General features: G+C 71.5%; 8 protein-coding genes. All 8 read right to left on the bottom strand.

The window, feature by feature from the left end; translation table 11 throughout:
* Positions 1 to 80: 80 nt before the first annotated feature.
* The 8 genes from ACWDSL_RS00645 to ACWDSL_RS00610 all read right to left on the bottom strand — a co-directional run bounded on the left by ACWDSL_RS00645 (position 81) and on the right by ACWDSL_RS00610 (position 13,370).
* Positions 81 to 1,538, bottom strand: a complete 1,458-nt coding sequence (locus ACWDSL_RS00645) for a glycoside hydrolase family 16 protein (RefSeq protein ID WP_450480224.1) — start codon at positions 1,536 to 1,538, stop codon at positions 81 to 83.
* Positions 1,539 to 1,661: 123 nt separating this feature from the next.
* Positions 1,662 to 4,034: a 1,4-alpha-glucan branching enzyme gene (gene glgB / locus ACWDSL_RS00640; protein WP_450480292.1), complete on the bottom strand. Its 2,373-nt coding sequence runs from the start codon at positions 4,032 to 4,034 to the stop codon at positions 1,662 to 1,664.
* A gap of 388 nt (positions 4,035 to 4,422) precedes the next feature.
* Positions 4,423 to 5,970 carry a maltokinase N-terminal cap-like domain-containing protein gene (locus tag ACWDSL_RS00635; RefSeq protein WP_450480222.1) on the bottom strand — a complete coding sequence of 516 codons (1,548 nt, stop codon included), beginning with the start codon at positions 5,968 to 5,970 and terminating at the stop codon, positions 4,423 to 4,425.
* 236 nt (positions 5,971 to 6,206) lie between these two features.
* Entirely contained in the window at positions 6,207 to 7,943 is a 1,737-nt protein-coding gene (gene treS, locus ACWDSL_RS00630) for a maltose alpha-D-glucosyltransferase (RefSeq protein ID WP_450480220.1), read from the bottom strand.
* On the bottom strand, positions 7,940 to 9,934 hold the full coding sequence (locus ACWDSL_RS00625; RefSeq protein ID WP_450480218.1) for an alpha-1,4-glucan--maltose-1-phosphate maltosyltransferase: 1,995 nt from the start codon (positions 9,932 to 9,934) through the stop codon (positions 7,940 to 7,942). Before ACWDSL_RS00625 ends, treS begins: the two co-directional genes overlap by 4 nt.
* Positions 9,935 to 10,208: 274 nt before the next feature.
* On the bottom strand, positions 10,209 to 11,438 hold the full coding sequence (locus tag ACWDSL_RS00620) for a S8 family peptidase (protein WP_450480216.1): 1,230 nt from the start codon (positions 11,436 to 11,438) through the stop codon (positions 10,209 to 10,211).
* Between the two features lie 113 nt (positions 11,439 to 11,551).
* The gene (locus tag ACWDSL_RS00615) at positions 11,552 to 12,481 is read right to left on the bottom strand and encodes a helix-turn-helix domain-containing protein (protein ID WP_450480214.1); all 930 of its coding nucleotides are present in this window, start codon (positions 12,479 to 12,481) and stop codon (positions 11,552 to 11,554) included.
* 76 nt (positions 12,482 to 12,557) lie between these two features.
* Entirely contained in the window at positions 12,558 to 13,370 is an 813-nt protein-coding gene (locus ACWDSL_RS00610) for a pectate lyase (RefSeq protein ID WP_450480213.1), read from the bottom strand.
* Positions 13,371 to 13,470 lie beyond the last annotated feature (100 nt).

Raw genomic sequence — 13,470 nt, 5'->3', positions numbered from 1 at the left:
CGACCCGTTCCACCGCGTGGAACAAAGGCGGAACAAGGACCGAGCGGAACTCAGCCGAGCGGGATTCAGCCGAGCGGGATTCAGCCGAACGGGATCCGGACGTACGACTGGTTGCCCGTCCCCAGCGTGCTGCCGCCGTTGCCGATGGCGTTCCAGACCTCCACCCGCACCTTCCCGTTGCTCAGGTTCCCGAGCGAGCCGGTGGCGGACTTCAGCCCGCGGGCCTGGGTGTAGTGCTCATAGCCCGAGACGGGGTCGGTGGCGAAGTACTGGTAGGTCTCGGTGCGGTCCCAGCTGCCGTCGCCGGTCAGGTCGTAGGAGATACGGACCTGCTGGCCGTTGGCCACGGTGGTGCCCGCGTCCACGAACAGGTCGAACTGCGTGGCGCCGCCGCTGTAGGTGGCGTTCAGCCCGGAGGCGAGGAAGGTCTGCGGCTGGTAGGGCGTGCCGTCGTGGTTGGCGCCGCCCGCCGAGGGCAGCGTCGCGGTGGACGCGGAGGAGGACGCGGCACCGAGGGCCCCGCCGCTGCCCAGGTAGCGGGTGGCGGAGCCGGACGGGGGATCGGTGGGCGGGTCGGTGGTGCCGCCGCCGCGGGTCCAGACGGCGACGTAGTCGACGAGCATGGGGTGGCCGGGTTCGGTGGCCGCGGTGGGGGTGGCCGAGCCGTGGACGCCGTCGGGGAAGGCACCGCCGACCGCGACGTTCAGCAGGATGAAGTAGCCGGCGTGGTCGGTCATGTTCGACCAGGTGGCGGCGTCGACGCTGTTCTGGCTGACGCTGTGGAACTGCTGGTCGTCCACGTACCAGCGCAGCTGGTTGGGCGTGGTGGAGCGGTCCCATTCGAAGCGGTACGTGTGGAAGGCGGACTGGCAGCTCGCGCCGGGGCAGGCGCGGCTGGCGCCGACGCCTGTGGTCTCGTTGCAGGGCCCGCCCGGGTTGACGCCGCAGTGGAGCACTCCCCAGACGGAGTTGATGCCGTTGACGTTCTCCATGATGTCGAACTCGCCTATGCCGGGCCAGTTCCAGTAGTTGCCCCGGTACGGACTGCCGAGCGCCCAGAACGCGGGCCAGTAGCCGAGCGCGGCGTCGCCGGTGACGTTGGGCATCTGGATACGGCTCTCGACGCGCAGCACGCCGCCCGCCGGGGCCTTGAAGTCGGCGCGCTGGGTCTCGATACGGCCCGAGGTCCAGTTGCCCGCGCCGTCGCGGAGCGGGGTGATGCGGAGGTTGCCGCTGCCGTCGAGGCTGAGGTTGCTGGTGGAGTTGGTGTAGTTCTGGATCTCGCCGGTGCCCCAGTTGCCGGGGCCGCCGGGGTAGGAGTGGCCGGTGTCTATCTGCCAGTTGGCGGAGGACGGCAGCGTGTTCGCGGAGCCCTTGAAGTCATCGCTCCACTGCAGGTTCCAGCCGGCGGCGGGCGGTACGTCGCCGCGCGCGGGCGAGGTGCCGAAGAGCGTGGCGAGGGCCGCCAGCGCGAGTGCGGCGGCGGCCAGCGCTGCGGTGAGTGGTGCCCTGGGTCTGGTGCTCGTGCGTGTGCTCACGGGGGACGACCTCCAGGAAGCGGTGGGGGCACGGGCATGAGAGCGCTCTCACGTTTATGTAGGTGCACACGGGGAGGGCGTCAATGGCTCGAGCGCGTCGTTTCCTGAAGCGCGTACGTACCGTCAGGCCGGCCCGAGCCAGATCGTGGCCAGCGGTGGCAGCACCGGCAGGATGCTCGCGGGCCGTCCGTGCCAGGCGGTGGGTTCGGCCTTGAGCGGTTCCGGGTTGCCGACGCCGCTGCCGCCGTAGCGGCCGTCGTCGGTGTTCAGCACCTCGCGCCACAGCGGGATGTGGTCCGGGACGCCGACGCGGTAGTCATGGCGTACGACGGGCGAGAAGTTGCTGATGGCCAGCAGCGGAGAGCCGTCCGCGGCGAAGCGCAGGAAGGCGAAGACGTTGTCCTCGGGCGCGTCGCCCTCGACCCAGGCGAACCCCTCCGGGACGGTGTCCCGCTGCCACAGCGCGGGCGTGGTCAGATAGACCTGGTTCAGCTCGCGGACCAGGTCGCGTACGCCGCGGTGGTCGGGCTCGGCGGAGTACGAGGGGTCGAGCAGCCACCAGTCCGGGCCGTGGCTCTCCGACCACTCGGCGCCCTGGGCGAACTCCTGGCCCATGAAGAGGAGTTGCTTGCCGGGGTGCGCCCACATGAAGCCCAGGTACGCGCGGTGGTCGGCGCGCCGCTGCCACCAGTCGCCCGGCATCTTCGACACCAGCGACCGCTTGCCGTGCACCACCTCGTCATGGGAGATGGGCAGCACGTAGTTCTCGCTGTACGCGTACACCATCGAGAAGGTCATCTCATGGTGGTGGTACTTGCGGTGCACCGGCTCATGGCCGATGTAGCCCAGCGAATCGTGCATCCACCCCATGTTCCACTTCAGCCCGAAGCCGAGGCCGCCGAAGCCGCTGGGGCCCACATGGTGGGTGGCGCGGGTGACGCCGTCCCAGGCGGTGGACTCCTCGGCGATGGTCAGCGCGCCGGGGCAGCGGCGGTAGACGGTCGCGTTCATCTCCTGCAGAAACGCGACGGCGTCCAGGTTCTCCCGGCCGCCGTGGACATTGGGCGTCCACTGGCCCGGCTCGCGGGAGTAGTCGAGGTAGAGCATGGAGGCCACGGCGTCCACCCGCAGGCCGTCCACATGGAACTCCTCGCACCAGTAGACGGCGTTCGCCACCAGGAAGTTGCGCACCTCCGTGCGGCCGTAGTCGAACTCCAGCGTGCCCCAGTCCGGATGCGCGGCCCGGGCCGGGTCGGCGGGTTCGTACAGCGGCCTGCCGTCGAACTCGGCCAGCGCCCACTCGTCCCGCGGGAAGTGCGCGGGCACCCAGTCCACCAGCACCCCGATGCCCGCCTGGTGCAGGGCGTCGACCAGATACTTGAGGTCGTCGGGGGTGCCGAGGCGGGCGGTGGGCGCGTAGAAGCCGGTGACCTGGTAGCCCCATGAGCCGCCGAAGGGGTGCTCGGCCACCGGCATCAGCTCGACATGGGTGAAGCCGAGGTCCTTGACGTACGCGGGAAGCTGCTCGGCCAGCTGGCGGTAGGTCAGGCCGGGGCGCCACGAGGGCAGATGCACCTCGTACACCGAGAACGGCGACTCGTGCACGCGCTGCCCCGCCCGGCGCGCCAGCCACGCCTCGTCGCGCCACTCGTGGTGGGAGGTGTGCACGATCGAGGCGGTGGCGGGCGGACACTCGGTGCGGCGCGCCATCGGGTCGGCCCGCAGGGTGTGACTCCCGTCCGGGCGGGTGATGTCGAACTTGTACACCGCGCCCTCGCCCACGCCGGGCAGGAACAGCTCCCATACGCCGCTGCCGCCCAGCGAGCGCATCGGGCAGGCCGTACCGTCCCAGTAGTTGAAGTCCCCGGCCACGCGTACGCCACGCGCGTCCGGCGCCCACACCGTGAACCGCGTCCCGGCCACGCCCTGGTGCGTCATCGGATGCGCGCCGAGCGCGCGCCACAGCTCCTCGTGGCGGCCCTCGCCGATCAGGTGCAGATCCAGTTCGCCGAGGGCGGGGAGGAAGCGGTACGGGTCGTGCTGCGGGGCCGCGCCGCTGCCGTACCCCCCGTTCTGGTACTCCCCGTTCTCGTACTCGACCAGCAGCCGGTAGTCGGGGATCTCCCGGAGCGGGAGCACCCCGGAGAACAGCCCGTCCCCCTCGGGGCGCAACTGCGCGCGCAGCCCGGTGGCGGTCACGGCCACGGAACGGGCGTACGGGCGCAGCGTGCGGAAGAGGATTCCGCCGCGCACGGGGTGGGCGCCGAGGAGGGCGTGCGGGTCGTGGTGGGAGCCGGAGAGCAGCCGCTCCCGGTCGGTGTCCCCGAGCGGCGCCGCGGCGAGCACACCCCCGCCGCCGGGGGGCGCGGTCTCGGGGTGGGGGGTGGCCTCGGCGCGCGGTGGGTCGGTGGGGGCGGGGTTCGGGCCGGCGCTCGGGCTGTGGCTCGGCCTGGGGGCCCGCGGGGTGGGCGGTGCGGTGTACGAGGAGCGGGACATGGGGCCGTCTCCGGGGCCGTGCGCGGCGGCGCGGTGGGCGACGGGCCGGTGGGGGTCCGGGCGGAAGGTGGCGGGGACGGACGAGGGAGGGTCGGACGGAGGCAGGTCGGGCGAGGGCGGCCCGGACGGCGGCGGGTCATGAGGATTCAGGTTGTGCGGCTCCGTGCCACGCGGAGGCCGGCCGGACGGCGGCGGGTCATGTGGAGGCTGGCCATGCGGCTCCGGGTCGTGCGGGGGCCGGGCGGATGAGGCCGGGGCGTGCGGCGGCAGGTCGTGCGGCTCCGGGTCGGACGGCGGCAGGCCGTGTGGCGGCGAGTCATGCGGAGGCCGGTCGGACGGCGGGCGTGCGGTCACGGGGGTGTCCTCCCAGGGGGCTGGGTGCGTCGTATCAGGTGCGGGTCGCGGCCAGGCGGCGGATGGCCGACATCGGGACGGGCAGCCACTCGGGGCGGTGGCGGGCCTCGTAGAGCACCTCGTACACCGCCTTGTCGGTCTCGTGGGCCCGCAGCAGCTCCGGATCGTCGCGCGGGTCGCTCCCGGACGCCTCCGCGTAGCCCGCGCAGTACGCGGCACGGGAGCGGTCGGCCCAGTCCTGCGGGCTGTCGTGGCCGCCCACGGCCGCCGCGTAGTCGAACGAGCGGAGCATGCCCGCGATATCGCGCACCGCCGGCTGCGGGCGGCGGCGCTCGTCGAGCGGGCGCGAGGGCTCGCCCTCGAAGTCGATGAGGGACCAGTGCGCCCCGCCCTCGACCGTCGTTCGCCGCAGCACCTGGCCCAGGTGCAGATCGCCGTGGATGCGCTGGGCCGTCCAGGTGCGCCCGGCGCGGCCGAGCGCGGCCAGGTCCTCGTACGCGGAGTGCAGCGCGGCGCGGTACGGGTGGAGGGCGGGTACGGCCGCGGCGGCCGAGTCCAGGCGCTCGGACATGGTGGCGGCGAGGTGCTCGATCTGCGGGCGGCGCAGATGGGAGGTGGGCAGCGCGCGGGCCATCGCCAGATGGACCTCGGCGGTGGCCTGGCCGAGGGCGTGGGCGGCGGCGGTGAAGTCGCCCCGGGCGGCGACCGCGTCGAGCGCGAGCTGCCAGCCGTCGGTGGAGCCGGCGAGGTAGGGCTGGAGTACGCCGAGGGTGAAGGGGTCGGCGCGCGGGCCCGCGCCCGCGCTCTCGCCGAGCGGGGCGGCCTCGAACCAGGCGGCCGGGGCGGGCACCCGGGCGCAGCCCGTGCGGGCGAGGGCCAGGGGCAGTTCGAGGTCGGGGTTGGTGCCGGGGCTCACTCGGCGGAAGAGCTTGAGGATAAACGTATCTCCATAGATCACCGAGGAGTTGGACTGCTCGACGTTCACCAGCCGGGGAGCGAGCCCCGAGGGGATGTCCGCGGACGGTTCGCGCAGGAAGCGCAGCGGGCCGAGGGTGCCGGGCATCCGTAGCCGTTCGAGGAGGAGCGTGGCGAGGCGGGGGTCGAGCAGTGCCTCGTAGACGGTCCGGCCGTGCAGCGGCCCGCCGCTGGGGTGGCCGATGAGGGCGGGGGCGAGATGGGGCGGGAGGGTGGCGCACACGCCGAGGAGGATCTGGTAGCAGTCGCTGGCCGCCGCGCCGCGCCGGTGTCCGCAGCCGGAGCCGTGCCGGTGGCCGGGCGGCTCGGGCTGCTGGGCGCGGACGAGCAGATGGAGCAGGCCCGGCGTGCTGCCGCCGGCCGCGCACGGCAGCAGCTCGGTCGCGCAGACCAGGGCGAAGCCGGTGACCGGACGGCCCTTGCCCGCGAACCAGCGCTGCCGGGGCAGCCATTCCGAGAGCAGCGGGGCGAGGGAGGCGAGCAGCCCGGCGGGGCCCGCGGCCGCGGCGGGGCGGATGGCGGACGGCGGGGCGTCGGCCCGCGGTACGGCGGTCGGCGGCTGCTGTGCCCCCGGGGAGGCCCCCCGGGAGAATGAAGCTTCCGGCATGGCGTCGCGTCCTTTCCCCGGGCACACGACATATCAGGGCAAAGTGTCCCGGATTGCGGCGTTGACTGTGCGACGGTGCGGGACGTGTCGGGCGAGGATCGTCCGTACGGCGAGTACGCGATCTGCTCCGCCCGCGCGGTAGTAGGGAGGCTGCCCATGATGGGGGGCCGAAAACGCCCGTACGCGCCCGAGGCGGACGCGTACGGACGAGAACGGCAGGCGTGCCGGTCGGCCCGTCAACCCGTCCAGTGGCCCGCCGCGTCGCCCGCCCGCAGCCGGAACCAGTAGAAGCCGTGGCCCGCGAGCGTCAGCAGATACGGGAGTTCGCCGATGGCGGGGAACCGGACGCCGCCGATCAGTTCGACCGGGTGGCGGCCGCTGAAGGCCTGTAGATCGAGCTCGGTGGGCTGGGCGAAGCGCGAGAAGTTGTGCACGCACAGCACGAGGTCGTCGCCGCCGTCCTCCGTCGGCGGGGCCTCGCGCAGAAAGGCGAGGACGGCCGGGTTGGAGGAGGACAGCTCGGTGAAGGAACCAAGCCCGAAGGCCGGGTTCTGCTTACGGATCTCGATCATCCGCCGGGTCCAGTGGAGCAGCGAGGACGGGCTGCTCATGGCCGCTTCGACGTTGGTGACCTGGTAGCCGTAGACCGGGTCCATGATCGTGGGCAGGAACAGCCGCCCGGGGTCGCAGGAGGAGAAGCCCGCGTTGCGGTCGGGGGTCCACTGCATGGGGGTGCGTACGGCGTCGCGGTCGCCGAGCCAGATGTTGTCGCCCATGCCGATCTCGTCGCCGTAGTAGAGGATCGGCGAGCCGGGCAGGGACAGCAGCAGCGCGGTGAACAGCTCGATCTGGTTGCGGTCGTTGTCCAGCAGGGGCGCCAGTCGTCTGCGGATGCCGATGTTGGCGCGCATTCTGGGATCCTTGGCGTACTCCGCGTACATGTAGTCGCGCTCTTCGTCGGTGACCATCTCCAGCGTCAGCTCATCGTGATTGCGCAGGAAGATGCCCCACTGGCAGCCGGAGGGGATGGCGGGGGTCTTGGCGAGGATTTCCGAGACCGGGTAGCGGGATTCGCGCCGTACGGCCATGAAGATGCGCGGCATGACCGGGAAGTGGAAGGCCATGTGGCATTCGTCGCCGCCCTTGGTGAAGTCGCCGAAGTAGTCGACGACGTCCTCCGGCCACTGGTTGGCCTCGGCGAGCAGCACGGTGTCCGGGTAGTGTCGGTCGATCTCGGCGCGGACCCGCCTCAGCATGTCGTGGGTGCGGGGCAGGTTCTCGCAGTCCGTGCCCTCCTCCGCGTACAGATACGGTACGGCGTCCAGCCGGAAACCGTCGATGCCCAGGTCCAGCCAGAAGCGCAGGGCGGCCAGTACCTCCTCCTGGACGGCGGGGTTCTCGAAGTTGAGGTCCGGCTGGTGCGAGAAGAAGCGGTGCCAGTAGTACTGCTTGCGTACCGGGTCAAAGGTCCAGTTGGACGTCTCGGTGTCGATGAAGATGATCCGGGCGTCCTGGAATTGCTTATCGTCGTCGGCCCACATGTAGTAGTCGCCGTACGGACCCTCCGGGTCGGTACGGGACTCCTGGAACCACGGGTGCTGATCGCTGGTGTGGTTCATGACAAAGTCGATGATCACCCGCATACCGCGCTGATGGGCGGCGTCCACGAACTCGACGAAGTCGGCGAGGTCCCCGAACTCCGGCAGTACGGCGGTGTAGTCGGACACGTCGTAGCCGCCGTCGCGCAGCGGGGAGGCGAAGAAGGGCGGCAGCCACAGGCAGTCCACGCCCAGCCACTGCAGATAGTCGAGTTTGGCGGTGAGTCCCTTGAGGTCGCCGACGCCGTCGCCGTTGCTGTCCTGGAAGGAGCGCACCAGCACCTCGTAGAAGACGGCGCGCTTGAACCAGTCGGGATCGCGGTCCTTGGCCGGAGTGTCCTCGAACTTATCCGGGACGGGCTCGTTGAAGATCATGATGTGGGTGACCCTCCGATCGGTGAGGACGGTCGCAGGGACAGCACATGCGCGGGAGCCATCGGGTGGCCCGGCTCCAGGCGCACATAGTTGTCCCTGCCCCAGTGATAGGTCTCGCCGGTGAGCTCGTCGCGCACCGGGGCGGACTCATGCCAGTCGAGGCCGAGTTCCGGCATGTTCAACGAGACCGTCGCCTCCTGGGTGTGGTGGGGGTCCAGGTTGACGACCGTGAGCACACACGAATCGCCCGTTCGCTTCGAGTAGGCGATGACAGAGTCGTTGTCGGCGTGGTGGAATCGCAGATTGCGCAGTTGCCGCAGCGCGGGGTGGCGGCGGCGCAGCCGGTTCAGACAGCTGAGCAGCGGTGTGATGGTACGTCCCGCGCGCTCGGCGGCCTCCCAGTCGCGCGGCCGCAGCTGGTACTTCTCGGAGTCCAGGTACTCCTCGCTGCCGGGCCGCAGCGGGGCGTTCTCGCACAGCTCGTAGCCCGCGTAGACGCCCCAGGTGGGGGACAGCGTGGCGGCCAGCACGGCCCGCGCCGCGAAGGCGGGGCGACCGCCGTCCTGGAGGTGGGCGTGCAGGATGTCCGGGGTGTTCACGAACAGGTTGGGCCGCATGTATCCGGCCGCGTCCCCGGAGAGCTCGGTGAGGTAGTCGGTCAGCTCCTGTTTGGTGTTCCGCCAGGTGAAGTACGTGTACGACTGCTGGAAGCCGATGGCGCCGAGGGTGTGCATCATGGCCGGCCGGGTGAAGGCCTCGGCGAGGAAGATGACATCGGGGTCGGTCCGGTTGATGTCGCCGATCACCTTCTCCCAGAAGACCACCGGCTTGGTGTGCGGATTGTCCACCCGGAAGATCCGCACCCCGTGGGACATCCAGAAGCGCAGCACCCGCTCGGTCTCCCGGACCAGCCCGGTGAAGTCGGTGTCGAACGCGATCGGGTAGATGTCCTGGTACTTCTTGGGCGGGTTCTCGGCGTACGCGATGGTGCCGTCGGCGCGCCGGTGGAACCACTCCGGGTGCCCCGCCACCCAGGGGTGGTCGGGCGAGCACTGCAGGGCGAAGTCGAGCGCGACCTCCATGCGCAGCTCGCGGGCGCGCTCCACGAAGTGGCCGAAGTCGTCGAGGGTGCCGAGGTCGGGGTGGATCGCGTCGTGGCCGCCGGCGGCGGAGCCGATCGCCCAGGGGGAGCCGACGTCGTACGGGCCCGCCGAGAGCGCGTTGTTGGGGCCTTTGCGGTACGAGGTGCCGATGGGGTGGATCGGCGGGAGGTAGACCACGTCGAACCCCGCGGCGGCGATGGCGGGCAGCCGCTCGGCGGCGGTGCGCAGCGTACCGCTCAGCGGCCGCCGGTCCTCGGCGACCCTGGCGCCCTCCGAGCGCGGGAACAGCTCGTACCAGGACCCGAACAGCGCGCGCTCCCGCTCGACCAGGAGAGGCATCGGGCGGGAGGCGGTGACCAGTTCGCGCAGCGGATGGCGGCCGAGGACGTCCGTCACATCGGGGGCGAGGGCGGCGGCGAGCCGGTCGGCGACCGGGCGCCGCTCGTCGCGCAGCCCGTCGACGGCCTGCAACACCGCCTCCCGGCCGTCGTTCTTGGGCACACCCGCCGCCGCTCTCTCATGCAGCCGCGCGCCCTCCTCCAGGACCAGATCGGTGTCGATCCCCGCGGGGATCTTGATGGTGGCGTGGTGCCGCCAGGTGGTGATCGGGTCGCTCCACGCCTCGATCGTGTACGACCAGCGGCCCTGTGCGCTCGGGGTGACCTCGGCGCCCCAGCGGTCGCTGCCCGGGGCGAGTTCGTGCATCGGTGTCCAGGGTCCCGAGCGGCCTGCCGGGTCGCGCAGGACCACATTGGCCCTGACCGCGTCGTGGCCCTCCCGGAACACGGTGGCGCTCACTTCGAAACTCTCGCCCACCACCGCCTTCGCGGGGCGACGGCCGCAGTCGATGAGCGGGCGGATGTCCAGGACGGGGATGCGACCGATCATAGGATCACCTGACGGCGTTGCGGGCGTATATTCTTTGGTGGCTTTTGTCCTTTGTATCGGTTGTGCCGCCTTGCGGCGGGTTGCGGGCATGACAGCTCCTGTCCGCGTTCACTCTGGTGGGCGGATGGGGTCGGCCATGGGGGGCGTGTTCGGAAAGCCTTCCCCCGCGGCGCGGGGGGACAATCCGGGTTCCCGTTAACTTCCCGTGCGTAACGCGCCCGGCCCCGTACGGTCCGTGAAACACGAACCGTACGGGGCCGATGGTTTGCCTTCGTCAGTTGTCCACTTGTAACAGGCGGTTCGGTGAACCCGTCCCCGCGTTCCGCACCTTGCCCTTGACTGCGTGGGCCGTGAGCGCCGCACTCACCTGGGCCGGGGTCGCCCGTGGATGGTCCGCGAGATACAGCGCGGCGGCACCGGCCGCGTGCGGGGCGGCCATCGAGGTGCCCGACATGACCTTCGACCCCGTGTCGCTCGTGTTCGACGCCGAGACGATCCGCTCCCCGGGCGCGAACAGGTCAACCGCCGGGCCCCAGTTGGAGAAGGCGGAGCGGCGGTCGTCCGGGCCCGTCGAGCCGACCGTGATGGCGCCCGCCACCCGGCCGGGGGAGTACGAGCCCGCCGAGCTGTTCTGATTGCCCGCCGCCACCGTGAAGGTGAGGCCGGACGCGATGCCGGACCGTACCGCCTCGTCCCACTCGGGGATGGGGGCGTCCTGCGTGGCGCCCAGGCTCAGATTGACCACGGCGGGCCTGTGGGCGTGTTTCATCACCCAGTCGAGACCGGCCAGCACCTGGGCGCTGGTGCCCTGGCCCGTATCGTCCAGCACCTTGACCGCGACGATGTCCGCCCGCTTCGCCACCCCGTACGCCGATCCGGCTGCGGTGGCCGCGATATGCGTGCCATGGCCGTTGCCGTCCTCGGCGACCGCGTCGTTGTTCACGAAGTCCCAGCCCGAGCGGGCCCGGCCGGCGAAGTCCCGGTGTGTGGTGCGCACACCGGTGTCCAGGATGTAGATCGTCGTGCCCCGGCCGGCGCTGCGCGGTGAGGTGTACGACGCGTCGAGCGTGCGGTCCGGCTGATCGATCCGGTCCAGGCCCCATGACCGGGGGTGCTGCTGGCTGTTCTGTTGCCGGGTGCGCAGTGAGACCCGGGTGTCCGGTGCGACTGAGGCGATCTGCGGGTCGGCCGCCAGCCGCTCGGCCTGTGTCTCGTTCGCGCGCACCGCGTAGCCGTTCAGCGCCGTGCTGTACGTACGGCTGATTCTCGCCCCGTAGCGCGCGGCCAGCTCCCGGCCCCCCTCGGAGTCCGCGCGGAGGCCCTGCGCCCCCTCCTTCAGCGTGACGATGTAGCTGCCGTCCGCCGTGGCCGCCGCGTCCGCTCTGGCGGTCGCGTCCCCCCTGGCGGCCGCGGCCGACGGCATCGCGGCCGTCAGGACCGCCGCGGCGATGCCCGCGACGACGGCCCAGGCCCGGCGCCGGCGGCCGGCGCTCGTATGCGGCATGGATCGATCCCCTCCCCGTCCCTCCCCAATGCGACGGCGTCAGCCTCTCGTGGGGAGGACGATCGGGACAAGACTGCCTTGGGTGGTTTAGGTGGTTAAATCGGCCAGATCGGTCAGGGGGTGGGAGCCGCCGGCGCCCCAGCCGCTGCCGCCGATGCCCCGGTCGCCGCCGCCGACGACGACGGTGACGTCACGCCCGACGCCAGCAGGCGCAGGGCCGCCTCCGACGAGGAGCCCGGCTCCGCGCCGTACATCATCAGGCACTGGCCCGAGGAGTCCGGCAGCCGCGTCATCTCGAAGGTCAGCTCCATCGGCCCGACCAGCGGGTGGTGGAAGGACTTGACGCCGAAGGCGCATTTGCGCACCGGGTGGCGCGACCACAGCGCCGCGAACTCCGCGCTTTTCATGGACAGCTCGCCGATCAGCTCCGCGAGCCGCCGGTCGTCGGGGTACTCGCCCGCCGCCAGCCGCAGCGCGGACACCGCGCGCGGCGCCTCGTCCTCCCAGTCGGGGTAGAGCTCGCGGGTGTGCGGGTCCAGGAAGAGCAGCCGCTGGGTGTTGGGGCGGTCCGCGGGGCGCCGCGGGCTGTCGGCGGCCAGATGTCCGGCGAGCAGCGCATGCCCCAGCGGGTTCCAGGCCAGTACGTCGAACCGGGCCGTCAGCACGAGCGCGGGCACCCCGGCCATGGCCTCGACCAGCAGCCGGGTGCTCGGCCGGGCGGTCTCGGTGCGCGGCGCCGGACGGCGCCCGGCCCGCGCCGGGCGGGCCAGATTGCGCAGATGCGCGTGTTCGTCGGGGCTCAGCCGCAGCGCCCGGGCGATCGCGTCGAGCACACCGTCCGACGCGCCCGTCGACTGGCCCTGCTCAAGACGCGTGTAGTACGCGACGCTCACCCCGGCCAGCTGCGCCAGCTCCTCGCGGCGCAGCCCCGGCACCCGGCGGCGGGTCCCGTACGAGACCAGCCCGACGTCCTCGGGCCGCAGACGGGCGCGGCGGGTGCGCAGAAAGTCCCCCAGCTCGGCAGGTGGTGTGTCTGTGTTCACGGGTCTCAGTGTGCGGCAACCGGGACCCGGCGTGCCTGCCCCTGTCGGGGTCAGGCACGCCGGGCCTGGGCCAGCGTTACTTGTAGGTGATGTCCGAGGTGGAGTACTTGCAGTACGTGCCGTCGGGGCCGCTGCCGTTCTTCGACGGCTCGGCGCCCGTGTTGTTCCCGATGTACTTCTGGCACGGGACGATCTTCTTGCTGCTGTCGCCGACGATGGTGATCGAGCGCAGCGTGAGGGAGTCACCGTAGTTGGTGTTGATCCCGCCGCCGACCTTGCCGGGCGCGGTGAGCTCCGTGTTGCTCACGTTGATGGTGCGCTTGTACTGCGTCGAGCAGTTGCCGCAGGAGCGGACGAAGGTTCCGAAGTCCTGGCCGGCGAAGTTGGAGATGTTCAGCGTGCCGCCGCCGTTGAACTGGAAGATCTTGTCCGCGGCCTTGCGCGCGCCGCCGCCGATGACGTTGAACGTCTTGCCGCTGCCCCGGAAGGTGGCGGCGTCCTCGCCGACGTCCTCCCACCACACGTTCTGCAGGGTGCAGCTGCCCTCACAGTGGACGCCGTCCGCGGCCGGGGCGCCGAGGATGACGTTCTTGAGGGTGGCCCCGTCGGAGAGCTTGAAGAGCGGGTCCTGGTCCTCGTTCTGGCCACCGGAGCCCAGGTCGCCGGAGCCGTAGTAGCGCTTCATCCCGCCGTCCATGGACCCGCTGACCGGGATGGTCTTGGTGACCGCCTGGGGGGTGCCGCTGGGCGTGGGCCAGGTGGCGGCGGAGGCGGCGGGAAGGGTCAGACCGGTGGTGACGGCGCCCGTGGTGAGGGCGACGGCGCCCAGGAGGCCGGCCATCGCCCGCTTCCTGCTCAGATGCTTGGTGCGCGGTGCCGGTACTGCCATGTCACTCTCCTCGTTTCCGATGATCCGTGGGGGGTGCGGATGGAGCTGACTGGTGCTGGTCGTGCCGGTGGTGCGGTGGAGCTGTGCGGGGGACGGTCGT

Source organism: Streptomyces sp. NPDC000941, assembly GCF_053599555.1.
Note: the sequence above shows the minus strand (reverse complement) of the source record. Positions and strands in the feature narration are given on the sequence as shown.

What these genes read in the sequence shown, in the direction of transcription:
- glgB (WP_450480292.1), bottom strand. Translation starts at nt 4,034, where the DNA reads ATGTCCCGCTCCTCGTACACCGCACCGCCCACCCCGCGGGCCCCCAGG.
- ACWDSL_RS00635 (WP_450480222.1), bottom strand. Translation starts at nt 5,970, where the DNA reads ATGCCGGAAGCTTCATTCTCCCGGGGGGCCTCCCCGGGGGCACAGCAG.
- treS (WP_450480220.1), bottom strand. Translation starts at nt 7,943, where the DNA reads ATGATCTTCAACGAGCCCGTCCCGGATAAGTTCGAGGACACTCCGGCC.
- ACWDSL_RS00625 (WP_450480218.1), bottom strand. Translation starts at nt 9,934, where the DNA reads ATGATCGGTCGCATCCCCGTCCTGGACATCCGCCCGCTCATCGACTGC.
- ACWDSL_RS00620 (WP_450480216.1), bottom strand. Translation starts at nt 11,438, where the DNA reads ATGCCGCATACGAGCGCCGGCCGCCGGCGCCGGGCCTGGGCCGTCGTC.
- ACWDSL_RS00610 (WP_450480213.1), bottom strand. Translation starts at nt 13,370, where the DNA reads ATGGCAGTACCGGCACCGCGCACCAAGCATCTGAGCAGGAAGCGGGCG.